This window comes from Rhizobium sp. P2_G2 (assembly GCF_056403555.1).
Window position 1 is genome coordinate 18,936 of the sequence record NZ_JBFUFF010000055.1, and the last position, 26,939, is coordinate 45,874.

Sequence of the window (26,939 nt, forward strand, 5' to 3'; positions counted from 1 at the left end):
CCTTTTCACGTATTCCTGGCGTGATCCTAGGGGCAAAAACTTACTTAAGTCTTACTGTTGGTTACCTCGATTCTCATAATTCTGGCAGCCTTATATTAGCGGTTCGCTCAATTGTTGCGTGTGTAGATCGGAGTGATGGAAACCGCGGTATCGGTACCGTCGATCCGGCTCTGCAACACCTGCAGAAGTTCCTTCGGCGACACCCCGCGCTGCACCACGCGGCCGATCGGTTCGAGCGGCTGGTTGGAGGCGATGGTGATCAGGTGATCCGAGCCAAAGGGCGCCACAACCTGCATTTCCTTGAGGAATTCCTTGCTCATCGGCTGGCCGTCGACCATCATGTCGAGATACTGCACCTCGCCAGTATTGGCCAAGTTGAAGACCAGCATATTGCGGTAATTGCCGCGCAGGGCGTCGAACTTGATCCTATCGCCGGCGCGATAGAGCGGTTTTTGCGGCGAGATCATTGTGTGACCTGGCTTCTTCGACGCAACAGCCTTGAGGAAATCGACGAGGATGAACTTCGAGACGACGTCGTTGACCGTATAGGCGCTGACATTCTCCGCCGCGATATCGCCGTTCGGGGTCCTGAACACGCCCTTCTTCGCATCCCAGATATAGGGAAGGTTGCCGTTGACGGTATTTTCCAGCTTGACATTGCTGCCCTCGACGACGACAGGCAGCACAGGCTTGAAGCCGAGGTCCCGCGCCAGTGGAGCCGGCCTGACGGCGCCCTGCCCGGCCGTTTCGCTCGCCATCTGCACATTGGCCTGCGCCGTGAGCGGGATCATCGCCTCGTCGGCCGAGCGCGCCGCAAGCGGCGTGAAGACCGGCGTCTGCAGCGACTCGGATCGCATGCGGACATTGGCCATGATATAATCTTCCATCTCGTTGCGGCTGACGATGCCGTCGCCGTTCTCGTCCGCCATGCCTTCGATGGCGCGGGCAAAGCTCCAGCTCAGCGCGCCCCGTGCCTTGCCGTCGATCGCCACTTCCGGCACGGACTGCGCCTCGGGCGTGGCGGCAAGCAGCGTCACATTGGCAGGCAGCACCGATTCACTGATATTGGAAACCTGGCCGGTACCACTGTCGCTGCCCAGCATCCGCGCCATCAGGTCGCTCATCGATCGGTTCTTGCTGAAATCGAGGAAGCGCATCTTGCCTGTGACGGACCGGTCCATGCCGCCGGCATGGCAGGAGTCGGCGACCACGACCACGTGTATGCCGCGCCGCGAGGCGTCCGTCACCCAGTCATAGAGTTCGTTGTCGAAGATCGTCTCGTGCCAGGTGTCCCGCACATRCTGCGGGTCGAAACCAGTCAGCACCCAGAACTCGTCGAGATGGTCCTTCTCTTCGCCGGCATTGCGCTCCGGCGCCTGAGCGCCGTGACCGGCATAGGACAACACGACGACGTCACCTGGCTGTGCCTCATTCATCAGCGTTTGCCAGGCCCCGGTCACATTCGCCTTCGTCGCGTCGTCGTCGAGCAGGGTCACGACTTGCGTGGCGCCGTTGCGTTTCAGCGCCTGCGAAATATCGATCGCATCGGGGCGCGCGCCATCCAGCGTCTGGACAAAATGATAATTGTTGATCCCGATCACGAGACCGAAGGTGCGCTCGGCATGGGCAAGAGCGGGTGTTGCCAGGAGGAGTGCAGTCGCGGCAAGGCGCGTGACGACGGACATGGAGAGGCTCCGAAATCGGGCGGAAGGCGGTTGACGATCCCTATCGTGGCAGATGACGTGCGAGCCTCCAAGTCTATTCTTCACGATGGCCATATGTTCGGACAGCGTCTCGAAAGAAGAAGGGCAATAGGGCAGATTTATTTGCCTGGTATCGATGAAAATCATCACCGAAACGTCATATAATATAATGTCTCGCAATCGCGTCCTCAGCACTGATGCTGAGGACCAAACTTCGGGGGGAGTGACGATGAGCGATCAGCAGGATAGTAGCGCCAACAAGATCGGCGCGCACGGCATACTCGGCATCAAGCACGTCCAGAATATCGGCAGCGATTTTGTCGACGGCGTCATGAGCGGTCTGGCATGGCAAGGCAATGTACTCACCTATGCCTTCCCGAACAGCCATAACGACTATCATTACCACCACGAGCCCGACAAAGGCTTCGGCGCTGTCAGCGGCGCGATCAGGAACGCCGCCGAATTCATCCTCGACCGCAGCTACGGCAGCGCCGCCAATGACGGCTTTTCGGTCGAAGGCTTTACCCAGCTGCATATCAGCCACGGCTCGGATACGGGCTCGGTGATCCGCTACGCGGAATCCTCCTACAAGAACCCGACCGCGATGGGCAACTTTCCTGCGGGCAACGAAAAGGGTGGCGACGTCTGGTTTGGGCCGAATTATCACCATTATTCCGGTGCGCGGGAAAACAATTACGAATTTGCCACGGTCATCCACGAAACCGGCCACGCGCTCGGGCTGAAGCACGGGCACAGCTTCGACTTCGGCCAGCCGAAAATACCTGAACAGTGGGATTCGCTCGAATATTCTGTGATGACCTATCACAGTTATGCTTATGACGACGACACCGGCGGCTACCACAACGAAGTCTATGGGTACCCTCAGACCTATATGATGGCCGACATCGCTGCCCTGCAGCACATGTATGGAGCAAATTTCAAGGTCAACAGCGGCAGCACGACCTATAGCTGGAGGCCCGGCAACGCCAATACCTGGGTCAACGGCCACCTGGCGATCGACGGCACCGGCGACAATATTTTCGCCACGATCTGGGACGGCGGCGGTCACGACACCTATGACCTGCACGCCTATCGCAGCAATCTGGCAATCGATCTGCAGCCCGGCGCCTATTCGACCTTCGCCCACAGCCAGCTCGCCAATCTCGGCAAATATGACCATAACGGCCTGCATCTGGCGGCCGGCAATATCTATAATGCGCTGCAGTATAACGGCGACTCGCGCTCGCTGATCGAAGATGCGATCGGCGGATCGGGCAGTGACGTTATCTGGGGGAATACCGCACGCAACCGGCTGGTCGGCGGCGCAGGTAATGATGCGCTCTCCGGCTATGAGGGCAGTGACAAGCTGATCGGCGGCGCAGGCAAGGACGATTTCGTCTTCAAGTCAGGCTGGGGCCATGACGAGGTCAAGGATTTCGGCAGCCAGGACAAGATCGATGTCAGCAGCTATAGCGGCTTGGTGTTCTTCGACAGTGCAGTCTACCCCGATTACAGCGTTATGCACTATGCGGAGAACCACGGCCATGGCGTTCGGTTCAACTTCGGCAACGGTGACGTTCTGACCATCGATGGCGTCCACATGAACAATCTGAATGCCAACGATTTCATATTGGCTTGAATCACTTGCGGTGCTGACTTCGGACGGCAAGTGAAGCGGCTGACGCAACGTGAGGCGCATGACCTTCGCAGCTGTTCAGGTCGTGCTCCCAAAAACACAACGCCGCCCCTTTCGGAGCGGCGTTGTGTTTTGCATCAATGAGGATGCTGATTACTCAGCACTCTCGTCGGTGGCCTTTTTCTTCGGCGCAGCCTTCTTCTTCGGAGCAGCTTCCTCGCCTTCGGCGCTGGCTTCAGCGGCTTCGGTCTTGGCGGCGGCCTTCTTCTTCGGCTTGTCGGCCTTCGCCGAAGCCTCGGCGGCGTCCGCCTCATCCTCGGCCAGGAGTTCTTCCTTGGTGACCGTCTTGTCGGTGACGTCGACCTGCGTCAGCAGGTGATCGACGACCTTTTCTTCGAAGATCGGGGCGCGCAGGCCGGCAATGGCACCGGGCGTGTTGCGGAAATATTCGATGATTTCCTTTTCCTGGCCCGGGAACTGCTGGATCTGCGCATAGAGCGCCTTGTTCATCTCGTCCTCCGAGACTTCGACGCCGATCTTCTCACCGATCTCGGACAGAACCAGGCCGAGACGGACGCGACGCTGGGCAAGCTTGCGATATTCGTCGCGCGCCTTTTCTTCCGTCGTGTCTTCGTCTTCGAAGGTCTTGCCCGACTGGGCGAGGTCGGAATTGATCTGGCGCCAGATCTGCTCGAATTCGGCGTTAACAAGGGTTTCCGGAATGTCGAATGAGTAGAGTGCGTCCATCTGGTCGAGCAACTGGCGCTTGACCTTCTGGCGGGTGATGGTGCCGAACTGGCTGACGAGCTGGCCGCGGACGATTTCGCGCAGACGGTCGGCCGATTCGATGCCGAGCTTGGAGGCGAGTTCGTCGTTGATCTCGAGTGCTGCGGCACTGGCAACAGCCTTGACCGAGACGTCGAAGGTGGCTTCCTTGCCGGCGAGGTTGGCGGCCGGATATTCGGTCGGGAAGGTTACGGTGATGGTCTTGTCGTCACCGGCCTTGAGGCCGACCAGCTGCTCTTCGAAGCCGGGGATGAAACGGCCGGAACCGAGCACAAGTTCGGCACCGGAATCCTTGCCGCCTTCAAACGGCACGCCATCGACCTTGCCTTCGTAGTCCATGGTGACGCGGTCGCCGTCCTCGGCCTTGCCATCCTTGTCGGCATAGGTACGGGCGCTGTCGGCGATCTTGAGGATCTGCTCGTCGACTTCCGATTCCGGTGTCTCGACGACTTCGCGCGTCACCTTGATGCCGCTGACGTCCTGGATCTCGATCGCCGGAATAACTTCGTAGGCAACCTTGAATTCGAAATCGGCCTGGGCGGCGAGAATCTTCTCGGCTTCGGCCTGGTCTTCGGTCATGCTGATTTCAGGCTGCGTGGCGGATTTTTCGCCGCGCTCGGTGAGGATTTCGTTCGGCTGCTTCTGGATGATCTCGTTGACGAGTTCAGCCATGACAGATTTGCCGTACATCTTCTTCATGTGGGCAAAGGGCACTTTGCCCGGGCGGAAACCATTGATGCGGACGCGGCCCTTGACCTCTTCGAGACGCTCGTTCATGCGAGCTTCCATGTCCTTGGCCGGGATGACGACCTTCAGTTCGCGCTTCAGCCCATCAGCGAGCGTTTCGATAACCTGCATGTTCCTACCTTTATCTATCACGGCGGCTCGGTTGACGCGCCTGCCTGTTGACATGAACCCGTAACGTTCATGAGCCGGGAACGGCTTTATGCAAATTCACAAAAGTTTTGCAAGCGAAATGGGTCCGGCCGCACCGCAAACCCACGTTTTCGAGCGCTGTCATAGCATAAACGGGCGCCGCGGCCTACCCAAACAAAGCAGATCGCGCCGTTAACTGCCCATTCGCCGACCTGAACGCGCATTGGGCGTAAGCCGCAGCACCGTTTTCCCCGGTGCTACAGCCCAAAAGGTCAATCTGCATTCCGAGGCACTTGGTGCGGGTGGAGGGACTCGAACCCCCACGCTTTTGGCGCCAGAACCTAAATCTGGTGCGTCTACCAGTTCCGCCACACCCGCATCGCAAAACACGCTCGGCGCCGGGGCGACTTGAACGTGATTGCGGGCGCCTCCATATCATCGCCGCAGGCCACTGCAAACAATAATTTCAGCTGCGTGAGAATCTCGCGCGAATTTTCCAAAGTCGACCATTCATTAATATCTGATAAATTATTTTCGTCTAATGTCTCTGATATGGGCGTTTCGGGCTCCTAAAGAGCCATGCAGTCAACGCATGAATAGTATGAGTTTTTTGCGCTGCACAAAACGAAACAATCATACTATATTCAAATCATCGAGGGGGGATAAACACTCCTCGATGCAGCGGCCCTGGCAAGCCGCGCCCGGTTCTCCGGATGATCCGCCCGCTCAATTTGAGCGTAATGGAATTCGGAGCAGCGCACTCCTCCTCCCAGCGCTCTCCGATAGACTGACGACACTCCTCCTCCCAGTCGTCAGTCACACTCAACGACGCCCACCGGATCTCCTCCCCCGGTGGGCGTTTTGATTCTCGGGGTTTTCACAGGAAAGCGCGACGTCCTCCCGAAAGACGTCCAGCGCGTCCGGACATGTCCGGCCAAATATGCAGGGATAGCGGCCATGCTTCGGCCGCGACCGGTATCGCGCGATAGTGGCTTGTATTTTTCAGACCCTACCGCCACGGCAGGAATGCAAACAGGCGACACGCTCAGACCAGACTGTTAACGAGCGAAGTAAACATTTCACTAAACACACAGAAACGCCGCATTTTTGACGCCAAAACGAACATTTCTTGAACAAAAATTAAGCATTATGAACCACTTAAGGCAGTGAATTGCATGTGACGCATAGGTGTATTGCGGCATTGGCTCTGGTTTATAATGCGGCGCAGCATTATCTTACGACCATGAGATCTGAAGGGCGGCACAAAGACGGATGCGGCCCATATTGAAAGGAAATGACCATGAACATCACTCGTGCTTACAACAACTGGGTCAAGTATCGCCAGACCGTGTCTGAACTCGGCCGCATGACCAACCGCGAACTCGGCGACCTCGGCATCGCTCGCGAAGACATTCGCAAGATCGCCCGCCAGGCCGTTCTCTAAGCACTACAGTCCTCCCAAGACTGACATTCAAGTCCTCCCAAGACTGACATTCAAGTCCTCCCAAGACTGCAGGAACCGCCGGAGCAATCCGGCGGTTTTCGTTTGCGTACAAATTATTTCTCCAAATCCTGGCTTCTCTCTTGCACCGCACGGACGGCCGCATTGCGCCGCACAGGCCGGATAAAGGCTTTGGCCGAAGCGCTTTCCCGCACATATTTCCATCGCCGGTCCGGGGCAAAATTGAGGCGCGACGAATTAACTCTATATAACAATAGCTTGGTCGGAAAATCGGATCGCGTTAACGAAAGGCGCGATTTTGATCTTCGCCTGAAAAATCAGCAATTTATGCTTAAACGCATAGCAGCTGCATATTTTTCGCACTGCACATTTGGATTATTCAGGCGTATAACGAAAACCAAGTTAAGGCGCTGCACAATGCAGGTGCACAAACAAAGTCTGAAGAGGAAACAACCATGAACCCGCTCCGTATCGTAGCCAACTACGTCAACTACCGCCGCACGATCTCCGAACTGTCCAACCTGTCGAACGAGACTCTTTCCGACATCGGTGTGAACCGTTATCAGATCCGCAACATCGCCGCTCGCTCGTTCCGTTGAGACGGGCCGTATGAGCGCCTTTTAAACGCCGCCCCCATCGAGGCGGCGTTTCGGTTTTCAAAGCATGCCTCCCGAAAGTGGTAACCGGTTTCGAGATAAGACATGCTCGAAATCAGGAGGGAAAGCGCCGGAAGCGTCCGCCGAGATCGCGACGCGCTTTACCGATTGGTATTGCCTGCCGGGCGTGATATTGAGCCCGCCCATGACGACAGAACGCCCCTCTCCCATCCATATTGTCGGCGGTGGCCTTGCAGGCTCCGAAGCGGCCTGGCAGATCGCCAAGCGCGGCGTACCGGTCATCCTGCATGAAATGCGCGGCCTGCGCATGACCGATGCCCATAAAACAGACGATCTTGCCGAACTCGTCTGCTCCAATTCCTTCCGTTCCGATGATTCCGTCTCCAATGCCGTGGGTGTACTGCATGCCGAAATGCGGCTCGCCGGCTCGCTGATCATGCAGGCCGCTGATCGCAACCAGGTGCCCGCTGGTGGCGCGCTCGCGGTCGACCGGGACGGGTTCTCACAGGCGGTGACGCACGAAATCCTGCAGCATCCGCTGATTTCTGTAGTGCGGGAGGAGATTTCCGCCTTGCCGCCGCAGGAGTGGGACAATGTCATCGTCTCCACCGGTCCGCTGACGGCGCCATCGCTGGCCGAGTCGATCCGCACCGCGACGGGGGCCGATTCGCTCTCCTTCTTCGACGCCATCGCGCCGATCGTGCATCGCGACACGATCAACATGGACGTCGCCTGGTTCCAGTCGCGCTACGATAAGGTCGGGCCGGGCGGCACTGGCAAGGACTATATCAACTGCCCGATGGACCGGAGCCAGTACGAGACTTTCGTCAATGCGCTGATAGCCGGCGACAAGACGGTGTTCAAGGACTGGGAGCATGTGCCCTATTTCGACGGCTGCCTGCCGATCGAGGTGATGGCCGAGCGCGGCTTCGAGACGCTGCGCCACGGCCCGATGAAGCCGATGGGGCTGACCAATGCGCATAACCCGACCGTCAAGGCCTATGCCGTCGTGCAACTGCGTCAGGACAATGCCCTCGGTACGCTTTACAACATGGTCGGCTTCCAGACGAAGCTGAAATATGGCGCGCAGACCGATATCTTCCGGCTGATTCCGGGCCTGGAAAATGCCGAATTCGCCCGCCTGGGCGGCCTGCACCGCAACACCTACATCAATTCGCCTGTCCTGCTCGACCCATCGCTGATGCTGAAATCGCGGCCCGGCCTGCGCTTCGCCGGCCAGATCACCGGTTGCGAGGGCTATGTCGAAAGCGCTTCGATCGGCCTGCTTGCAGGACGCTTTGCCGCAGCCGAGCGGCTCGGCAAATCGATGTCACCGCCACCATCGACGAGCGCTTTCGGGGCGTTGCTGGGCCATATCACCGGCGGCCATATCGTCAGCGACGAGGAACCGGGCAAGCGCTCGTTCCAGCCGATGAACATCAATTTCGGGCTGTTTCCCGAGCCTGAGCCGGGGAGCGTCGTGACTGTGGTCGACGGCAAGCGGCTGAAGGGCAAGGACAAGACGGTGGCGAAGCGGCGGGCGGTTGCAGCACGGGCGCTCAACGATTGCCGTACATGGCTGGATGCAGCCGGGTGAGCGGAATTTAGGCCCTCACCTACTCCATTTCTAAGTATGCCGCCGAGAGATCGCTTGGCTCAGTTGATATCGACAGAGCCAACCCAGCTCCTCAGAGCCCGATTTCCTTCGCCCATGGCGGATTGGCCCCTGCCCGCGACACCGTCACCGCCGCAGCCTTCGCCCCTAGCGCCAAGGCATTGCGGATCGCCGGCTCAGCCAGCGCAGCGACCTGGCCCTTGGTCAGCAGACCGTCACGCTTCAGCGAGGCCAGTACACCGGCATCGAACGTATCGCCTGCGCCGACCGTGTCCACAACCGTCACGCGCTCGCTCGGAACCTCGACCTTGTGGCCCGCGGTATAGCCCACCGCGCCCTCGGCGCCCTTGGTGATCACCACCAGTTTCGGGCCGACCTTGAGCCATTGAGCAGCCAGCGTGTCATGATCGCCGGGAACGCCGAACCACTCCAAATCCTCGTCCGAGAATTTGATGATGTCGGCCTGGGCAGCCATGCGCATGATTCTAGCCTGGTGCGCCGCCTTGTCCCTGATGAAGCCCGGGCGGATATTTGGGTCGAGCGAGATCACGCGTTTGGCGTGCTCGCGGCCGCAAAGCGCCTCGTAGGTCTCGCCGGCCGGGTTGGGAATCAGGCTGATGGCGCCGAAATGCAGCGCCTCGATATCATCGCCCAGCACCGGCAGGTCATCGATGGTGATCATCCGGCCGGCCGTGCCTTCGTCGTAGAAGGCGTAAGTTGCCGAACCATTCACCAGCTTGACGAAAGCGACCGTGGTCGGGCGCGACGAGATCACGCAATGGGTATAGTCGACATTCGACGACGCCAGCGTCTCGCGCAGCACATCGCTGAGCATGTCGTCGGAAAGACCGGTGAAGAAGCCGGTGGAAATGCCGAGCCGGCCGAGCGCGATGGCGGTGTTGAAAATCGCGCCGCCAGCATAGGGCGCATAGGCCGCCTCGCCCAGTGTCGTGGTGCGCGGCAGCATGTCGATCAGCGCTTCGCCACAGCAAAGGATCATCGCGGAATCTCCCCATTCTCATGATTATTCAATCGATTTAGAATATCGCGCCGACAAAATCCAGCGCCCGCGGACGGTTTCCGCAAGCGCCGTGCAAAAATGTCTCAGGGATGACGGGATCAGGCGGCCGATTTCGCGGTCGGTTCTTCCAGGCCGAGGAGGAAATGGATCTGCGGCCGCGCCTTGACAAGGTCGTCGATCGTATATTGTTCGAGCACTTCGAAGAAGGCGTTCAGTGCCTTGCGCAGTGCCGAATTCAGGCCGCAACTGTCGACCAGCGGGCAATCGGCCGCGCCGTCATCGAAACATTCGGCCATGGAAAAGCTGTCTTCCGTCACCCGCACAACATCGAACAGCGTGATCTTGTCGGCCGCACGGCCGAGGCGGACACCGCCGTTGCGGCCGCGCAAAGTTTCTACCAGGCCGGCCTTGTGCAGCGGCTGCAGGATCTTGAACAGGAAGAGTTCGGAAACGTTGTAGGCCCTGGCGATCTCGGGGATGCGGCTGAGCTTGTCGCAATTCGCAGCGCAGTACATCATGATCCGCACAGCATAGTTGGTTTGCTTGGTCAGCCGCATGCCATACTCCTTGGCCGTTTCGCTTGCCTGGAAACCTATATAGACCGTCGCCTAGTTTGGAACAATTCCAAAAACGTGAAAATCACAATCATGTTATAGCCTTTTGCCGTGCCCTCCGGCTAATATGGGAAATAATGGAATAAAAGAGTCAAGTTTCGGGACGAACCAACATGCGCATGGCTGCCGCTTCAATTTTTCTCCTTCTTGCCAGCACGATCGGTGTCGCCCACGGCGCCGAGACCGGCGGGGAAGTCAATGTCTACACCTTCCGGCAACCGGGTCTCCTGAAACCAACCTTCGATCTCTTCACGCACCGGACGGGAATCACCGTCAACGTGCTGTTCATGGACAAGGGCTTGATCGAGCGGATGCAGGCTGAAGGCGACAATTCGCCCGCCGATCTGGTGATCGCCGGCGATCTGGCGCGGCTGGAGGCGCTGAAGGCGGCCGACGTGACACAGAATCCGAACAATCCCAGGCTTGCATCGATGCCGGTTTCGCTGCGCGACGCCGATGGGCAATGGTTCGGCCTGTCGCAGGATATCAGGGCGATCTATGTCTCGCGCGCCCGCGTCAAGACGGCCAGGCTCGGCTACGAGGATCTCGCCGCGCCGGCCTGGAAAGGCAAGGTCTGCATGCGGGATGGGCGTCACCTCTCCAATCTCGGGGTCATTGCCGCGATGACTGCGGCGCGCGGGGCTGCCGACACCAAGGATTGGCTCTCGAAGGTCAAAGCCAATCTTGCCGGCCAGCCGAGTGGCAGCGACCGGACGCAGATCGAAGCGATTGCCGAAGGCAAATGCAGCGTGGCGCTCGGCAATCTGACGACGTTTGCCGAACTTCGGAGCCAAGGCACGGATGACGAGCGCAAATGGGCCAATGGCATCCGGTTGATCTATCCGCACGGCGACAAGGGCGGCTTTGCCAATCTCTCTGGCATGGCGCTGGCGCGGCATGCGCCGAACCGCGACAATGCAGTGAAACTGATGGCTTTCCTCGCCTCGCCCGCGGGTCAGGAACGCTATGTCGCGCAGACGCTGGAATACCCGGTCGTCAAGGGGGCGAATCCCGCAGTGGTCATTCGCGCCTTCGGCGTGCCGGAAGCAGCGACGATTCCGATCGCAAAAATCCTCGATGGCCGCGACGGTGCGGCGGCATTGGTAGACGAGAGCGGCTTCAACAACGGACCGGCAAAATGAATTCCTCTGCGAGCGAATAGGTATCTGCCGATTCCCGCCGGACGCGGGCAATTGCCATGATCAGGCTGTTGCCGGTAAACATTCGGCTCGGTTGATTTGAGAGGAGGCGCGGCATGGACCGCTTCACTGGTGGCTGCCTGTGCGGCAAAGTCCGGCTTGTGGCGTCGGGACGCCCATACCGGGTCGGTATTTGCCATTGCCTCGACTGCCGCAAACATCATGGGGCGCTTTTTCACGCGTCTGCGATATTCCCCCAGGATGCCGTGACGATCGATGGCGAGACGCGCGATTATGCCGGCCGGTTCTTTTGTCCCTCCTGCGGTTCGTCGGTCTTCGCGCGCACCGATGACGAAATCGAGGTGAACCTGGGCTCTCTGGATGCGCCGGACCAAATGACGCCAACCTACGAGCTGTGGACGGTCCGCCGAGAGTCGTGGCTGCCGCCGTTTCCGCTCATGAGACGGTATGACCGGGATCGTGACGCAACGAGCCGTTTCGAGCAATAGTCGCGCTCGACGAAGCAGGCCGTGCGGATGCCATGTCACACGATTGCCTTTCGGTACCGTCTTGGTGTCAACAGCCTTCCGACTCAGGCATGGCTCGGCATCGCTGCGTCCTGCGAGGCACGCGCTGCGAAACTGCCGAGAATCCACAGCGACACTTCCGCTGCCTCGCGCTGCGAGCGGAACTCGAATGTGCCGGTGAGCGCCCTGAGCGACGGGAATTCCAGCGTCAGGGCCTTGCCGTCGGCGGCTGGCGTGACGGCGACCTCACTCGGATCGATGATGTGGCAGAGATAGCCCGAACCCTTGCTGCGCATGCAGCCGGTCAAGCCTTCCCAAAGTCTCAAGAAAACCATGTCGCCATCGGCGGAGATGATGACGTTGCGGATCGCCTCGTTCGGATAGGCGCGGCCGAACTCGACAATGGCGAGACCGGCATCGAAGCGTTCGTTCGCCTGGTCCTGCTGTACGAGACCGGTGGCCCAGAAAAAGAAGATCAGGGCTGCGCCGATGGGGATCAACCAAGCCAAGAGTATCATGACATGCTCCATTCCTGTCTGGAGTCGGTGTCTAACCGGCTAAGCTTGCGCAAGGTGGGAATTCCGCCTTGCATATAAGTATATACGTAAACAGGCGCCCGGATTGCAGTCCGGGCGCCCGATTTTTGTACAATTGGTTTAAGAAGACTTATTCCGCATCCGCCTGGGCATCGGCCGGACGAACCAGCGGCGTGATGCGGCGGATGGTGACCCGGCGGTTGAGCCGCTCCGGCCCGTCGGTGTTGACCTTCAGGTAGCGCTCGCCATAGCCTTGGGTCGTGAGGTTCTCCGCCGGGATTTCGAAAGCGTCGGAGAGCACGTTCGCCACGGCCTCGGCGCGGCTGTCGGACAGGACGAGATTGGATTCGTCTGAGCCAACCGCATCGGTATGGCCTTCGATGAGGAAGGTTTCACCTGGGTCCTTGTCGATGATCTTCTTGATCGCCTCGCCGACCTTCTGCAGACTCTGAACCTGATCTTCGGCAATCTCGGAGCTGCCGGTGTCGAAGGTGATCGTATCGAGGTCGATGCGGCGCATCTTATCACGGATACGGGCCGAATTCTTCACCTCGTCGACCGAATAGACCCGCTCGACCCGCTCGACCGGCGGCTCGTCGAGGAAGTCTTCGTAGTCGCGGTTGCCGCCACCCGAGCCCGAAACGTCGATGATATAGTCGCGCAGCGGGACAGTCAGCCGCATCGGCGGCAGATCCTCGCCGGGATCGCGCAGGAAGAGGCGGTCGCGGCCACGTTCGAGCTCAGGCGAGTAGAAGATCACCACTTCACGGTCGTTGATGATGCGCGAGCGGCGGACGATTTCGCCCCAGCGATTGCGAACGGTGACGATGCGGTCGCCGTTCGGCATGACGATGACTTCACGGATCTGGTCGTTGGACAGGCGGTCGTAGCGGATCTGCCGGTCGCGGGCCAGACGACGGTCGTCGTCGCCGCGGATCACCAGCCGGCCGCCGATATTGATGACGACGCGATTGCTGCGATCGTCGACCCTGCGGCCGCCGGCATCGTCGTAGCCCTTGAAGCCGGGAATGCGCTCGCCTTTGTCCTGCAGCACCGGCCGGATGCGGACCTCTTCGTCGTTCTTGAAGCCGCGCTGAGCGTCCTTGTCGGACTTGGGCGCCTGGACGTCCTTGTTCTCCTCGCGCTGCTGCCGGCGGCGATTGCGATCGGCGCCACGATTGTCGGCGTCCTTGTCGCTGTCGAGCACGGCGGCGCCGTTGTCGACCGGCAGCACGACGGTGTCAGTCGTCTTGGCCGGGTCGGCGGCAATGTCCTTGGCTTTCTTGACGTCGACCGGCTGGGCGTTCTTACGCGGCTTGTTGTTCTCGTCGCTCGTGGCGTTCTCGTCGGTCTGCTGCTGATCCTTCTTCTTGGTCTGGATCTTCTCGATCGAGCTGCCGGAATTGTCGGTCGGCTGGTCGGCCTGATCCTGGTTCTTGTGGTGCTTCTTGTTGGACTTTTCGATCGCGTTCTTCAGCTTGTCGTTCTCGGATTGGCCCTGATCGGACGACGCATTGTTGTTGTCGTTCTGCTCACCGGTATCGGCGTTCTGGTCCTTCTTATGCCGCGGCTTCACCTGATTCTGGTCGCCCTGCTGGCTCTGGTCGGTGTTCTGCTGCGTCTCGGCATTGTCGTTATTCTTCTTGTGGCGCGGCTTCACCTGATCCTGATCGCCCTGCTGGGTCTGATCGCTATTCTGCTGCGTCTCGGCGTTGTCGTTGTTCTTCTTATGACGCGGCTTCACCTGATCCTGATCGCCCTGCTGGGTCTGATCGTTATTCTGCTGCGTCTCGGCGTTGTCGTTATTTTTCTTGTGGCGCGGCTTGACCTGCTGCTGATCACCCTGCTGGGTCTGATCGCTATTCTGCTGCGTCTCGGCGTTGTCGTTGTTCTTCTTATGACGCGGCTTCACCTGCTCCTGCTGGTCGCCGTTGTCGATCGTCTGGACGGTATTGTCCTGGCTCTGCTCATGCTTCTTGTGGCGCGGCTGCTGCTGCGAATCATCCTGCTGCTGCATGCCCGCATCATTGTTCTGCTTGTTGCGGCGCTGGCGGGTGTTGTCCTGCTGCTGCTCTTCCTGGCCGGCGTTCTGATCCTGGCGGTTCTTGCGCTTCTGGTTCTGGTCGTTCTGCTCGCTGTTCTGGTTCTGCTGTTCCTGCTGCCGGCGTTCCTTGCGCTGCTGCTTCTTCAGCTGTTCCTCGTCATCGCTGGACTGGACCTTGACGACCAGCGATTGCGCCTCTGCGGGGACCGCAGGACGGATGAATTCTGCGGCTGAAACCGGTCCGAGACCGATCAGTGCGACAAGGGGGATGGCAGCGGTGGCAAGAAGCCTGTTCTTGAACGCCATGGATGTCTTCCTCTTCGTTTTGTGGTCGTTGAAGCCAAGACCTGCTTATTTTCCGGGCTTTTTTGTGATTCTTACGGTGTCATTTCACCGTGACATTATTTCGGCTCGGATTTATCAACCATGAACCGGCGGTTCAGTTCCCGTTCATCGGCACCGCCGAGGCTTAAAAGTTTTGTAACGAACGCTTCTTTGCTGTTGCATTTGCGCTAAAATCCGTACGAATAATGTTTCAGAGCGCGGCAAGAGCGCCTCGCCAAAAAGCCATCCTGTCCGCATCCGCAGCGCGAGGCAGGTATTGAACAAGGGGAATCACCATGCGCACGACTGCACGTTTTGCCTTTGCCGCCGCATTTACCGTCTTCTCGGCCGTCGCGGGCCTCAGCCATGCCGGCGATAAGATCATCATCGGCACCGAGGGTGCCTATCCGCCTTTCAATAATCTCGAAGCCGACGGCTCGCTGACCGGTTTCGATGTCGACATCGCCAAGGCGCTCTGCGCCGAGATGAAGGCCGACTGCACCTTCGTCGCCCAGGCCTGGGATGGCATCATCCCGGCGCTGCAGGCGAAGAAATTCGACGCCATCGTCGCCTCCATGTCGATCACGCCGGAGCGCAAGCAGAAGGTCGATTTCACCGACAAATATTACAACACCCCGCCGGCCATTGCCGTGGCGAAGGATTCGACCATCACCGCAGCGACGGAAGAGGCGCTGGCAGGCAAAGTGCTCGGCGCGCAGTCCTCGACCACGCATTCCAATTATGCCGAAGCGCATATGAAGAAGTCTGAACTCAAGCTCTATCCGACCACGGAGGAATACAAGCTCGACCTCGCCAATGGCCGTGTCGACGCGGTGATCGACGACGTGGTCGTGCTGTCGGAATGGGTCAAGACCAAGGATGGCGCCTGCTGCAAGGTGCTCGGCACGCTGCCGCTCGATCCGGTGATCAATGGCGAAGGCGCCGGCATTGCCGTGCGCAAGGGCGATCCGCTGCGCGAAAAGTTCAACAAGGCGATTGCCGCGATCCGCGCCAATGGCGAATACAAGAAGATCAACGACAAATATTTTTCYTTCGACGTCTACGGCAAGTGATCGGCGGAAAACCGCGTAAATCGGTGGCGACAGGACAAGCCCATCTTGCCCTGCCGCCATTTTTGCTTTTCTAGATAAGAACAACACCGGGAACCGGGACAGGGGAAAAGGATGCAAAGTGACGTCGCCGTGACGGCGAGCACCAATGAGTCATTTATGGCGTCGGTCGGGGGGCTGTTCGACGCCATCGGCTCGGCGATCTGGTCTGTGCTGCATCCGATCCTGACGACCATCGATCCACTTTGCGGCCCAGTCGGCCTGTTCACGCTTGTGGGCGGCACCGGCCAGCTTTCCTGCGGCGCCACGGGCTGGGGTGACGAGATCGCCTCTGGCTTCTATGTCACCGCAAGCCTGGCGCTCGCCACCCTGCCCTTCGGCCTGCTCGCCGGCTTTTTCCTGGCGCTCGCCAGGCAGTCCGACATCCGCCAGCTTCGTCTCGCGGCCGATATCTATACATCGCTGTTTCGGGCATTGCCGGAACTGCTGACGCTGTTCATCATCTATTTCGGCCTGCCCAACGTGTTGCAGGCGGCCGCAGCGCGACTCGGCATCACCGATGCGATCGGGATCGATCCTTTCATCTCCGGCATGATCGCCATCGGCATCGTGTTTTCCTGTTACTCTTCCGAAGTCCTGCTTTCGGCGTTCCGGGCCATTCCGCATGGCCAATATGAAGCCGGCTATGCCGTCGGCCTGACCTATGGGCAGACGATGCGGCTCGTCGTCGTGCCGCAGTTGATCCGTATCGCGCTGCCTGGCCTTGCCAATCTCTGGATGGTGCTGCTCAAGGATACGGCGCTGGTCTCAGCGGTCGGCCTGAACGATATCCTGCGGCAAACCTTTGTCGCGGCCAAGGTAACGAAGAACGCCTTTGCCTTCACTGGCATAGCTTGCCTGCTCTTCCTGGTGCTCGCCATCCTCTCCTCCTTTGTCATCAACTGGCTTGAGATGAGATCGAAACGGGCGGAGGTGCGCCGATGACCATCGCCACCGAGATCATCCCGCCGCAGCTGCCGCCGCTGGCCGCGGAAAAGCCCTATTCGTTGCCGCGTTTCCTCGGCAGCCTGTTCATGGGCATCTGGATTGCCGTCTTCGTCGGCATCGCCTGGACACTTTATTCCGGCTTCGACCCGAACGCATTCTGGAAATACGGGCCGAAAATGCTGGCAGGCCTGCCGGTGACGCTATCGCTTGTGGCAATATCAGTGACCGTCGGCGCCGTGCTTTCGGTGCCGATCGCCATAGCCCGCATGAGCGGGTCGCGCATTCTCAACCGCATCGCCTATGTCTATATTTATTTCTTCCGCGGCACGCCGCTGATCGCYCAGCTCTACCTTGTCTATTATGGGCTGGGCAATCTCCGCAGTGTCTTCGACAGCGTCGGTCTCTGGTGGTTTTTCCGCGAGGCTTATTATTGCGCGCTTCTGTCCTTCTCGCTCAACACCGCGGCCTACCAGGCGGAAATCCTGCGCGGTGCCATCGAAAGCGTGTCGCGCGGCCAGTGGGAGGCGAGCGACGCATTGGGCCTCCACAAATGGCACGCTTTCCGCAAGGTCATCCTGCCGCAGGCGCTGATTGTCGCGCTCCGGCCCTATGGCAACGAGATCGTGCTGATGATCAAGGCATCCGCAATCGTGTCGATCGTCACCGTCTACGACGTGATGGGCGAAACCAGCCGCGCCTACTCGCGCACCTACGACTCCAACATGTATCTCTGGGCGGCGATCCTCTATCTGATCGTCGTCGAGGCGCTCCGACATTTGTGGAACTGGATGGAAGCGCGGTTGACGCGGCATCTGAAGCGATGACTGCATTTTTAGCAGCACTCACCAACATCTGCTGCTAACACGCTGATTTTTCATCGGAATGTCATAAATCACACCGAGCGTTAAGCTCCGGTTAATCATGCTGTCGTTCAATTAAAAAGGCAAGCTCAGCAAACTCAAGCATGGAGAGATTGCCAAATGTCAAAAGAAATGGACTTGCGGATGCAGGGCTACGGCCTGACCACCGCCGAAATCATCTACCGCCTACCCGATCACCCGAGCCTGCTGCAGACCTTTGTCTGGCAGCACTACGATCTGGCGCCCGAGTTCCCCGAAATGATGAATTTCCTGAAATTCTGGCGCGAAACGCTCGATGGCATGCTGCATTCAGTACGCTATGTGCATAACCGGCTGATCACGCCGACCGAATGGCGAGCGTTGAAGGGCGAATTGATCCTGCACTGATTGCTTTTGCGCCACTGTCGTCTTAAGAGCCGACGCATTCGGTTCCAAGGACGTTCGGCGCATGGCAAGCAAGAAGAAGATCGACGAGAAGGCGCTCGCGGACGCTTACGACAAGGCGCTGGCGCTGGAAAAATCCGGCAAGTTCGAAGAGGCTGCGGCGGCCTACCAGAAAGTGCTGGCGCTCGATCCGGAAGATCATGGGGGTGCCGCGGTGCGCATTGCCTCGATGGGTTTTGGCGAGACGCCACCCAAAGCGCCGGATGCCTATGTCGCCACTCTGTTCGACCAGCATGCCGAAGCGTTCGAATCGATCCTCGTCGATCAGCTCGAATATTGCGTGCCGCTGCTGGTGCGCCAGCGCATCCAGGCGCTCGGGCTCGGACCGTTCAAGAAAATGCTCGACCTCGGCTGCGGCACCGGACTTTCCGGCGGCGCGATGCGCGACATGGTCGATGACATTACCGGCCTCGACATTTCCGAAAACATGGTCGAGATCGCCCATGAGAAGGACCTTTACGAGACCCTATACGTCGCCGAAGCCGCCGATTACCTCGAGGACAACGAGGACGGCCCCTTCGACCTCGTCACCGCCACCGATGTGCTGCCCTATCTCGGCTTCCTCGAAGAACTGTTCTTCGGCGTCGCCGATAATCTCGAAACCGGCGGCCTGTTCGTCTTCTCCTCCGAGACACTACCGGATGACACACTCGCCGGCCGCGATTTCATCGTCGGCCCGCACCAGCGTTTCGCGCATGCGCAAGCCTATGTCCGCAAGGTGCTCGGCGATGCGGGCTTCGAAGTGGTGGAAGTCGGCGACATCACCGTGCGGCTGGAGGAAGGCGAACCGATCGCCGGGCATCTGGTGGTCGCGCGGCGTCTCGCATCATAGCGCGGCGCGGCGCGAGACCCAACCCTTGCTGTTGATGGAATTGAACGTGGCAAGCCGGGAGGAGCACTTTCATCGCCGCGTTCGATCCGCTACATGCTCCATATCACTTATTGAGGAGCGTGAGCATGGCGAAGGTGGCTTTCATCGGTCTGGGCGTGATGGGTTATCCCATGGCGGGACATCTCAAGGTCAAGGGTGGGCACGACGTCACCGTCTATAACCGCACCATTGCCAAGGCCGAGAAATGGGCGACGGAATTCGGCGGCACCTTCAAGCCGACGCCGGCAGAAGCCGCTCATGGTGCCGACTTCGTCTTCACCTGCGTCGGCAATGACGAAGACCTGCGGTCGGTGACGACAGGTACTGATGGCTGCATTGCGACGATGAAGCCGGGCGCCATCCTGATCGACAACACCACGGCCAGCGCCGAAGTAGCACGCGAACTCGAGGCTGCAGCCGAGGCAAAGGGCTGCTTCTTCATTGACGCGCCGGTTTCCGGCGGCCAGGCCGGGGCTGAGAACGGCGTGCTGACCGTGATGTGCGGCGGCAAGCCGGATATCTTCGAGAAGGCCAAGCCGGTGATCGACGCCTATGCCCGCATGGTCGGGCTCATGGGCTCTGCCGGTTCCGGCCAATTGACCAAGATGGTCAACCAGATCTGCATCGCCGGCCTGGTGCAGGGGCTCGCGGAAGGCATCCACTTCGCCAAGCGCGCCGGCCTCGATGTCGAGGACGTGGTCAGCGTGATCTCCAAGGGYGCTGCCGGCTCCTGGCAGATGGAAAATCGCCACAAGACCATGAACCAGGGCAAGTTCGACTTCGGCTTCGCCATAGACTGGATGCGCAAGGACCTGGCGATCTGCCTCGACGAGGCGCGCAAGAACGGCGCTCGGCTGCCGGTGGCGGCGCTCGTCGATCAATTCTATGGCGATGTGCAACAGATGGGCGGCAATCGCTGGGATACGTCGTCGCTGCTGGCACGGCTTGAGAAATAGGATGCGCATCGTTCCGGCGCTTACGGGATTGGCTATCGCCGCTTGCGCCGGGCGTTCAGCCCAGGCTGCAGAATCCAATCTTGCAAGTCAGTTGAAAGCGGAGATCATCCGCTGCTGGAATCTTCCTTCCGGCTACGATCCGGGACCGTCCAGAATCATGCTTCATGTGCGTCTCGCGCCTGACRGAGCGGTGCTGGATGTGGAGACCGTGATGCTGGAGCCGAATACCAGCAAGGTCCAATTCATCGCCGCCTCCGCAGTCGGCGCCATTCGCCGATGTGGCCCATTCAAGGATCTGCCGTCCGGTCAATATTCGGATTGGAAGAGCGTATGGATCAATTTCAGACCGATGGCGGAGTAAGTGATGGAAAGCCCCTCGCGCGATTGGACCGCATCCCAGATCGTCGATTATCTGAAATCGCTGCGAGACGGCCGCAATATCGAGGGCATGCAGCGGTTCGGCATCGACACGGGCGCGGCGCTCGGCATCAGCAACCCCGTTTTGAGATCGCTTGCACGCGCTATCAAACGCAATCATGAACGGGCGCTCGCGCTGTGGGAGAGCGGCATTCGCGAAGCCCGACTGTTGGCCGCTTTCACCGACGAGCCGAAAAAGGTGACGCTCGACCAGGCACGGCGCTGGGCGGATGATTTCAATTCCTGGGAGATTGTCGACACTGTCAGCGATCTCTACGCCGATGCCGGGCTGCAAGACATCTTGATCCCGGAATTTGCCGACGACGAGCGCGAATTCGTCCGCCGCACCGCCTTTGCCATGATGGCCTGGAGCGCCGTACACCTGAAGAAAGAGCCGGATGCGACCATGCTTGCCTGGCTGCCGTTGATTGAACAGCATGCCTCCGATCCGCGCAATTTCGTCAAGAAGGCAGTCAACTGGGCGCTCCGGCAGATCGGCAAACGTAATCGGGCTTGCCATGGGCCGGCCCTGGCCATGGCGGAAAGGCTGGCCGCGAGCTCGGACAAGACGGCGCGTTGGATAGGCAAGGATGCCGTCCGTGAACTCACCGATCCCACCACCGTCGCGCGGCTGAAATAGCCGTCACTGCGCAACCGAATGGTCGATGCGGAAGAGCATGACTTGCGTCGGCACCGGTGCCCGGATCATGTCGAAGCCCGGAACCCTTTCGCCAGCAATCAGGGCGGTAAACAGCGGCAGGAAATGGCCGCCAGGCCTTGGCGTCTTCGGCCGGCAAAGCGCCAGATAGTCGAAATTCTTCAGATAGGCCATCCGCTCCGCCGTCGTCGACGCCATGAAGGTCCGCGTCAGGCGGCTGATCGCCGGCGTACTTCGATGATAGGGGATGCCCGACACCGTCACGCCTGGCGGAACACGCTCTGCAATCTCCAGGCCAATGCCAGGGGGGGTCATGATGTGGCCTGGCGTCAGGCCGGTAAGCACTGAAAAACTCTCCGTGCCGCAATCCTCGGCCAGGAGATCGTCGAAGGCATCCTTGGACGCCGGCCGAAAGGGTACGGCAGCGAACAGTGCTTCGAAGGCAAGCACGAGGATGACGACCGCGCCAATCGCTTTGGCCAGCCCCGATGTCCGGCTGCGGGAGGCGACGAGCATGCATCGAGCCTCGCCGATTGCGACCGGCGTGAGCAGGATCGAAGTCGCCAGCGTCTGCGGCAGGAAACGATTGGATATGTAGGCAAGAAGGACGGCGCTGCACAACACCACGAAGATTGCCGGCAGTCCCGGCTGTCGCCGGCGAATGTCGCGAACCACAGCTGGCACGCTGAGCATAAGGAGTAGCAATGGTATGATTGCCAAAGCGATCACGAGCGGCTTGCGCCGCCCGACGATTGCCAGGATGCTCTTCTCCTGCAGGATATGGTCGAACCAATATCTCTTGGCAACCGTATCCATCATCGGATACGGCCCTTTCAGATAGTCGGGATATTGCAGCAGGATCGCCACGATAATGACGACGCCGACGCCGGCAAAGATACCGAAGCGCAACATTGGCGATGGGCGATTGCCGGTGAAACGCGGTCCGAGCACCGCCAGGAAGCCGAAGCCGACAAGCGCTTCGATATAGGGTGCCGAGAATTCGTCCGTATGCAGGACAAGATAGTCCGAGGGCGCGATCAGTGCCAGCATCAGCAGAATGGGCAGAACCGCGCAAACCGCACCCGTCGCCTGCAGCACCGATCGGCTCGCCGGCATATCGAACCACCAGGCAGCGCTGACGGCGGCCAGCGCGACCGCCAGAACCGGCAGGGTTTCGAGCCCGATCGCAGTGGCGACGCAGGTGGCGATGCCGATCAAGACCCCTCCCATGGCGTCGAAGCGGACAAAACCATAGATCGCCGACAGCAGGCAGAGGATCTGCGCGTTGTGGTGGTCGATCCGACCAGGGCTGAACTCCCAGATGCCGTAGAAGGCGACGAGCGCCATGATCGGCAACATATAGGCCGGCAGTTCCGTCCGCCGCGGCGCCAGTCTCTGCAAGATGGCAACCACCAGCATCACGTAAAGGCAGGCCATGCAGGCCGGCCAGGCATGAAAGGCGATTGCAAGCGCCCGCTCGAGCCCGAGAACGGGTTTCAGCGCCAGCGTCATCATCGCATAGGGCAGGTCGATGATGCGTGACCAGTGGGAAAAATACGGCTCCGGCGACCAGATCATCGGGATCGACATATCGAACCAGCGGCCGGTCGCAAACAGCGTCCGTATTTCAAGCGCACGCAGACCGTCATCCGGATCGAGATTGTTGGGTCCGCCACTGTCGATGTCGAGCGCGATCAGTGTGCCGACCGAGATCGCGAAGATCAAGAGATAGAGGCCGAAATGCCAGCGATCGGTCTCGGCAGGGACGACAACGCGGTCTGACGTGGCTGCGGTCGTCATTCTAACCCTCCGAATATCATGTCGGCGGAGGGCAAGTTATCCCGCTTCGTTGAACTTTCTCTTAAGTGGTCAGCCACTCGATCTTTCAGCGACCCGTCAATCCATGTCCATCGAATGGAAGTTTCTTTTGCTGAGGCTTTGACCATCGGATCAAACCCATGATCACTGGTTTCGGCTCTGTGTCATTACAGCTGGCGTCGCAACGCGCTCGAGACAATCGTCGCAAGACGATCGTCGAGCGGATTTGCAGCCTCCAGCTTTCGATACACAAGCTCGTGATCATTGATCTCGATTTTCAGTTCCGGCCCCTCCGGGCCGCTGTTGTCGTAAACCGCCACTTCGTCGGAAAGTCCTATGGCGGGTTCGAGGTTTTGCAAAGATTGATCATATCGGCGACGGATGATGTTTTCCGGTATTGAATGTCCGCCTTTCAATACCCTTGACGCGACCCGCAAGACATGCAGGTCGGGGCTGACAAGGGCAACAAAGATGAGGCCTATGCGATAGTGAAGCCGCCTCGCCTCCTTCATCAGGTTGATCGCCTGATGGCTGGACAAGGTCGTTTCATATGTGAAATCAAGCCGATTCAACAGCGTACTTGCCAGCATCGACAACACCCGACGACCGGCCGCAATCGAAGCCGCCTCGGGTCGCTGATCATCGATCTCTCTTGCGACCACGTCGGCGTTGATGAACTCGCCCGGCAGAGAGAGCTTGCCGTAGAGTGACGTCTTGCCGGCGCCGTTCGGGCCAGCAAGAATGACGCATCGCGGCGGTACGCCTTGCAATCAAGCTGCCTGATCGTTGTTCGTCCCAGAAGACGTTTTCAACGATGTCAGCCTTTTACTGCCGTCCGACAGTTCTTCGACGATGCCGTCACCAATGTTGGCATCGACATAATAGGACGGAGCGCCGAGCGCGCGCGCCTCGGCCCTGGCTTCCGCCCCGATCTTGCCTATCAAATCTGCTTTGGCACGCAATTCCTGCAGCAGCGTCATATCCGGTCCTCAAATATAGAACGAATATACTGGAAATCCGCCAATTTGCACCTTTTCATTCCTCCGAGCTCTTCGGCTGTTCCAGGATCATGTAATCAAGCGGCAGCTCCGTCGAATATTTGATCTGTTCCATGGCGAAGACGGAGGAGACGTCGCGGATCTCGATCTTGGTAATCATGCGCTTGTAGAAAGCGTCATAAGCCGCGATGTCGGGGACAACGACACGCAGGAGATAATCAACGTCGCCGCTCATGCGGTAGAATTCCACGACTTCGGGGAATTCGACGATCACTTCGGAAAAACGCTTCAGCCATTCGATCGAATGCGAATTGGTACGGATCGACACGAAGACGGTGACTTTGGTGTTGACCTTGATCGGATCGAGAATGGCGACGCGCCGCTTGATGACACCGTCCTCTTCCATTTTCTGGATGCGGCGCCAGCAGGGCGTGGTCGACAAGCCGACCTTCTTAGCAAGGTCGGCCACGGCGAGTGTCGCATCTTCCTGCAGCAACCTGAGGATCTTTCTGTCAAGGCGGTCCATACTTACCTCCGGGAAAATTTTGCTCACTATTATACGAATTTCTGAAAAAGGAAGAATGCTATTTCAAGAAATCCACGAAGAAACCAGACGACGGAGTTCTGGCAGCAGTTCAGTTTCGAACCATGGATTCTTCCGGATCCAACCGGTATTGCGCCAGCTTGGATGCGGCAGCGGCAGCACGCCCCTTTCGAGATGGCGGCGCCAGTCGCGGACAGTTTCCGTCATCGAGCCGCCGGGCTTGAGCGCGAGATGCCAGGCCTGCGCATAGCCGCCGACGGCGAGCACCAGCTCGATCTGCGGCATGACGGCCACTGCACGAGCGCGCCAGAGTGGCGCGCACTCTTTGCGCGGCGGCAGGTCAGAGCCATGTGCATCATAGCCGGGAAAGCAGAAACCCATCCCCATGACGGCGAATTTGTCGGGATCGTAGAATTGCGTGCGGTCGACATTGAGCCATTGCCGCAGCCGGTCACCGGACGCATCGTTGAAGGGAATGCCGCTTTCATGCACGCGCAAGCCCGGCGCCTGGCCGGAGATCAGGATGCGTGCCGTGGTCGACAGCACTGCGACCGGCCGCGGCTCATGCGGCAGGGGTTTGCCAACCGGATTGTCGCGGCAGACACGGCAGGCCGCGATCTCCGCCTTCAGGTCATCGATCGCGTCGGTCAAGAGCCTGCGCCTCCGAATATCCAGTCAAGCAAGGGTAGCCGGTGCGGTTCATCCTCCTTCACCAAATGATGCGACCGGCGCCAATCGACCGGCCGGACGAACTCCGTGGCCCAGACGCCGATATGTGCTTGCTTCGCCTCGGCCTCTTCGCGTTCATAATCCCCGAACGCCACGGCGAGACCGCGTCGGACCATTTGCCGGTTGATATCCATGCCGCCGGATATACAGGCGACCAGCAGCCGGCCATATTTATCCCTGCGGTCGCCTTTGCAGATCATAACGCCCCGGCCGACCAATGTTTGCAGCATGGCCTTTGCCGCCTCTCCGCAGCGCCATGACGTGGCGTGAAGCATGCAGGTCTGGGTCAATTCCGGCGCGTCTATGCCTGTTAACCTCAAGCGCCGCTCGCCGAGTGCCAGACTGTCGCCGTCGACGACGCGATAATGCCCGCCGAGTGTTTCGACCGCGTCAGTCTTAACCTTCAAGGCGATAAGCGCGAGTAGAACGAGAAAACACACCGTAATAACAATATCGCGCAAGAGATTGATTTTCATTACGTAAATTTTCCGGACAAGACTGTCCCACGTGTCGAATCGAGACCACGCATGGCAAACAAATCCTTATCACGGAAGCATCTTCTTAAGGATTGCGCTTTATTCTCGCGGCGAAAGAGCCAGTTCCAGTCCGTATCATGAGTCAACGAGCCAGTTCGTCGCCCGACAAGATCATCGTCGATCGCTCCCGCACCTCCAGAAACCAGGCGGTGTCGCGGACGGTGAAGACGACGCGCGAGCGGCTGCAGATGAACAGCAATGCCGCCAGCAGTTTCGACAAGGACATGTTGCTGCTGCATCTGTCGTCGATACAATACTCGGCCTCGCTTGTGCCGCTGTTCGTGCTCCTGATCGGCGTGTTCGCCAATTATTTCTTCGATTCGGTCAATCTCTTCCCGTGGATGTTGGGGTCGCTGGCGCTGCATTCCACGAATATGGTGGTGATCCGGAGGGCGCAGAAAGCCGCGATCACCACGGAGAACGCGCGCAGCTGGCACTTGAAGCTGCTCGCCGGCCAGGTGCTCGCCGGCATCGGCTGGGGCTGGCTAGCGCTCATCGATTGCACCACATGCGGCACCGGCTTTTTCTATTTCAAGGGCGCAGTGCTGATCATTGCCATGTCGGCGACGTCGATGGCGCAGTTCATGCTGCGCGGCTCGACGCTGTATACGTTTCTGCCGGTCGTTGCGGCACTGGCGCTGGCTTCGGTTCTTGACCGCAATTCCCTCGACCTGGCGCTGACGGCGGTCTTCGCCATCACCATGGCGTTCTTTTCCTTCATCACCGACCGGCTTTACAGTTCCAATATCAAGCTGCTCTCCTTCCAGTCGGAAAAGGACGACTTGATCGCCGAGCTCGAAACGGCGAAATCGATGTCCGATGAGGCGCGCCGCCGCGCCGAGGAGGCCAATCTTGCCAAGTCGCGCTTCCTCGCCTCAATGTCGCATGAACTGCGGACACCGCTCAACGCCATCCTCGGCTTTTCCGAGGTGATGTCGACGGAAGTGCTCGGTCCGCTCAACAATCCGACCTACAAGGAATATGTCAACGACATCCACACATCGGGCCAGCACCTGCTCAACCTGATCAATGAGATCCTCGACCTCTCGCGCATCGAGGCCGGCCGCTACCAGTTGAACGAAGAAGCCGTGCAGCTCACGGATATCACCGAGGACTGCATCGGCATGATCCAGCTTCGGGCACGATCGAAG

General features: G+C 59.3%; 27 protein-coding genes and 1 tRNA gene. 15 read left to right on the forward strand and 13 right to left on the reverse strand.

Annotated features, from left to right (window positions below; genetic code table 11):
• Positions 1-107: 107 nt before the first annotated feature.
• Positions 108-1,685 (reverse strand): caspase family protein, encoded by a 1,578-nt coding sequence (locus AC1D06_RS27745; protein WP_477989039.1) that lies wholly within the window; start codon positions 1,683-1,685, stop codon positions 108-110.
• Between the two features lie 247 nt (positions 1,686-1,932).
• Between AC1D06_RS27745 and AC1D06_RS27750 the strand changes: the two genes are divergently transcribed.
• Positions 1,933-3,342, forward strand: a complete 1,410-nt coding sequence (locus AC1D06_RS27750) for a M10 family metallopeptidase (RefSeq protein ID WP_477878420.1) — start codon at positions 1,933-1,935, stop codon at positions 3,340-3,342.
• A gap of 150 nt (positions 3,343-3,492) precedes the next feature.
• Here the strand turns inward: AC1D06_RS27750 and tig are convergent, their stop codons facing one another.
• Positions 3,493-4,983: a trigger factor gene (gene tig / locus AC1D06_RS27755; protein WP_477989040.1), complete on the reverse strand. Its 1,491-nt coding sequence runs from the start codon at positions 4,981-4,983 to the stop codon at positions 3,493-3,495.
• 312 nt (positions 4,984-5,295) lie between these two features.
• A tRNA-Leu gene (locus AC1D06_RS27760) sits at positions 5,296-5,379 on the reverse strand.
• Positions 5,380-6,301: 922 nt separating this feature from the next.
• Here AC1D06_RS27760 and AC1D06_RS27765 point away from each other — a divergent pair.
• The 3 genes from AC1D06_RS27765 to trmFO all read left to right on the forward strand — a co-directional run bounded on the left by AC1D06_RS27765 (position 6,302) and on the right by trmFO (position 8,677).
• On the forward strand, positions 6,302-6,445 hold the full coding sequence (locus tag AC1D06_RS27765) for a DUF1127 domain-containing protein (protein ID WP_477878422.1): 144 nt from the start codon (positions 6,302-6,304) through the stop codon (positions 6,443-6,445).
• Between the two features lie 473 nt (positions 6,446-6,918).
• Positions 6,919-7,062 (forward strand): DUF1127 domain-containing protein, encoded by a 144-nt coding sequence (locus AC1D06_RS27770; RefSeq protein ID WP_477878423.1) that lies wholly within the window; start codon positions 6,919-6,921, stop codon positions 7,060-7,062.
• A gap of 202 nt (positions 7,063-7,264) precedes the next feature.
• The gene (trmFO, locus tag AC1D06_RS27775; RefSeq protein WP_477878424.1) at positions 7,265-8,677 is read left to right on the forward strand and encodes a methylenetetrahydrofolate--tRNA-(uracil(54)-C(5))-methyltransferase (FADH(2)-oxidizing) TrmFO; all 1,413 of its coding nucleotides are present in this window, start codon (positions 7,265-7,267) and stop codon (positions 8,675-8,677) included.
• Positions 8,678-8,768: 91 nt separating this feature from the next.
• Here the strand turns inward: trmFO and AC1D06_RS27780 are convergent, their stop codons facing one another.
• Both AC1D06_RS27780 and rirA read right to left on the reverse strand, forming a co-directional pair.
• The gene (locus tag AC1D06_RS27780) at positions 8,769-9,695 is read right to left on the reverse strand and encodes a carbohydrate kinase family protein (protein ID WP_477989041.1); all 927 of its coding nucleotides are present in this window, start codon (positions 9,693-9,695) and stop codon (positions 8,769-8,771) included.
• A 119-nt stretch (positions 9,696-9,814) separates the two neighbouring features.
• Positions 9,815-10,273, reverse strand: a complete 459-nt coding sequence (gene rirA / locus AC1D06_RS27785; protein ID WP_477878426.1) for an iron-responsive transcriptional regulator RirA — start codon at positions 10,271-10,273, stop codon at positions 9,815-9,817.
• 176 nt (positions 10,274-10,449) lie between these two features.
• Between rirA and AC1D06_RS27790 the strand changes: the two genes are divergently transcribed.
• Positions 10,450-11,472 (forward strand): extracellular solute-binding protein, encoded by a 1,023-nt coding sequence (locus tag AC1D06_RS27790; protein WP_477989043.1) that lies wholly within the window; start codon positions 10,450-10,452, stop codon positions 11,470-11,472.
• Positions 11,473-11,585: 113 nt separating this feature from the next.
• The gene (locus AC1D06_RS27795) at positions 11,586-11,978 is read left to right on the forward strand and encodes a GFA family protein (RefSeq protein WP_477989044.1); all 393 of its coding nucleotides are present in this window, start codon (positions 11,586-11,588) and stop codon (positions 11,976-11,978) included.
• An 83-nt stretch (positions 11,979-12,061) separates the two neighbouring features.
• On the opposite strand, the gene AC1D06_RS27800 is transcribed toward AC1D06_RS27795, so the two are convergent.
• Both AC1D06_RS27800 and AC1D06_RS27805 read right to left on the reverse strand, forming a co-directional pair.
• A complete protein-coding gene (locus tag AC1D06_RS27800) occupies positions 12,062-12,514 on the reverse strand; it encodes a hypothetical protein (RefSeq protein WP_477989045.1) in 453 nt (150 codons plus the stop codon).
• 148 nt (positions 12,515-12,662) lie between these two features.
• Entirely contained in the window at positions 12,663-14,882 is a 2,220-nt protein-coding gene (locus tag AC1D06_RS27805; protein ID WP_477989047.1) for an OmpA family protein, read from the reverse strand.
• Positions 14,883-15,196: 314 nt separating this feature from the next.
• On the opposite strand from AC1D06_RS27805, the gene AC1D06_RS27810 reads away from it, so the two are divergent.
• The 8 genes from AC1D06_RS27810 (at position 15,197) to AC1D06_RS27845 (ending at position 21,145) form a co-directional block, all read left to right on the forward strand.
• Complete coding sequence (locus tag AC1D06_RS27810; protein ID WP_477989049.1) at positions 15,197-15,973, forward strand: ABC transporter substrate-binding protein; 777 nt, start codon at positions 15,197-15,199, stop codon at positions 15,971-15,973.
• Positions 15,974-16,084: 111 nt separating this feature from the next.
• Complete coding sequence (locus AC1D06_RS27815; RefSeq protein WP_477989051.1) at positions 16,085-16,954, forward strand: ABC transporter permease; 870 nt, start codon at positions 16,085-16,087, stop codon at positions 16,952-16,954.
• Positions 16,951-17,781: an ABC transporter permease gene (locus AC1D06_RS27820; RefSeq protein WP_477878433.1), complete on the forward strand. Its 831-nt coding sequence runs from the start codon at positions 16,951-16,953 to the stop codon at positions 17,779-17,781. Before AC1D06_RS27815 ends, AC1D06_RS27820 begins: the two co-directional genes overlap by 4 nt.
• Before the next feature lie 156 nt (positions 17,782-17,937).
• Positions 17,938-18,204, forward strand: coding sequence for an usg protein (locus AC1D06_RS27825; protein WP_477878434.1), 267 nt, complete (start codon positions 17,938-17,940; stop codon positions 18,202-18,204).
• 61 nt (positions 18,205-18,265) lie between these two features.
• The gene (locus tag AC1D06_RS27830; protein WP_477878435.1) at positions 18,266-19,093 is read left to right on the forward strand and encodes a class I SAM-dependent methyltransferase; all 828 of its coding nucleotides are present in this window, start codon (positions 18,266-18,268) and stop codon (positions 19,091-19,093) included.
• Positions 19,094-19,218: 125 nt separating this feature from the next.
• Positions 19,219-20,088, forward strand: a complete 870-nt coding sequence (locus tag AC1D06_RS27835; protein ID WP_477878436.1) for an NAD(P)-dependent oxidoreductase — start codon at positions 19,219-19,221, stop codon at positions 20,086-20,088.
• 1 nt (position 20,089) lies between these two features.
• Positions 20,090-20,449 (forward strand): cell envelope integrity TolA family protein, encoded by a 360-nt coding sequence (locus AC1D06_RS27840; protein WP_477989052.1) that lies wholly within the window; start codon positions 20,090-20,092, stop codon positions 20,447-20,449.
• A gap of 3 nt (positions 20,450-20,452) precedes the next feature.
• A complete protein-coding gene (locus AC1D06_RS27845; RefSeq protein ID WP_477878438.1) occupies positions 20,453-21,145 on the forward strand; it encodes a DNA alkylation repair protein in 693 nt (230 codons plus the stop codon).
• Positions 21,146-21,148: 3 nt separating this feature from the next.
• Here the strand turns inward: AC1D06_RS27845 and AC1D06_RS27850 are convergent, their stop codons facing one another.
• The 6 genes from AC1D06_RS27850 to AC1D06_RS27875 all read right to left on the reverse strand — a co-directional run bounded on the left by AC1D06_RS27850 (position 21,149) and on the right by AC1D06_RS27875 (position 25,728).
• The gene (locus AC1D06_RS27850; RefSeq protein WP_477989053.1) at positions 21,149-22,963 is read right to left on the reverse strand and encodes a hypothetical protein; all 1,815 of its coding nucleotides are present in this window, start codon (positions 22,961-22,963) and stop codon (positions 21,149-21,151) included.
• A gap of 185 nt (positions 22,964-23,148) precedes the next feature.
• Positions 23,149-23,751: an ATPase gene (locus AC1D06_RS27855; RefSeq protein WP_477989055.1), complete on the reverse strand. Its 603-nt coding sequence runs from the start codon at positions 23,749-23,751 to the stop codon at positions 23,149-23,151.
• On the reverse strand, positions 23,752-23,961 hold the full coding sequence (locus AC1D06_RS27860) for a hypothetical protein (protein ID WP_477989056.1): 210 nt from the start codon (positions 23,959-23,961) through the stop codon (positions 23,752-23,754). It lies immediately after the preceding gene.
• Between the two features lie 55 nt (positions 23,962-24,016).
• Positions 24,017-24,505 (reverse strand): Lrp/AsnC family transcriptional regulator, encoded by a 489-nt coding sequence (locus AC1D06_RS27865; RefSeq protein WP_477878442.1) that lies wholly within the window; start codon positions 24,503-24,505, stop codon positions 24,017-24,019.
• Between the two features lie 63 nt (positions 24,506-24,568).
• Positions 24,569-25,174 (reverse strand): uracil-DNA glycosylase family protein, encoded by a 606-nt coding sequence (locus AC1D06_RS27870; protein WP_477878443.1) that lies wholly within the window; start codon positions 25,172-25,174, stop codon positions 24,569-24,571.
• Entirely contained in the window at positions 25,171-25,728 is a 558-nt protein-coding gene (locus tag AC1D06_RS27875; RefSeq protein WP_477989058.1) for a thermonuclease family protein, read from the reverse strand. The genes AC1D06_RS27870 and AC1D06_RS27875 overlap by 4 nt, the downstream gene beginning before the upstream one ends.
• A gap of 137 nt (positions 25,729-25,865) precedes the next feature.
• Between AC1D06_RS27875 and AC1D06_RS27880 the strand changes: the two genes are divergently transcribed.
• Positions 25,866-26,939, forward strand: a 1,074-nt coding sequence (locus tag AC1D06_RS27880) for a sensor histidine kinase (protein ID WP_477989059.1), incomplete at its 3' end; no start/stop codon positions are given.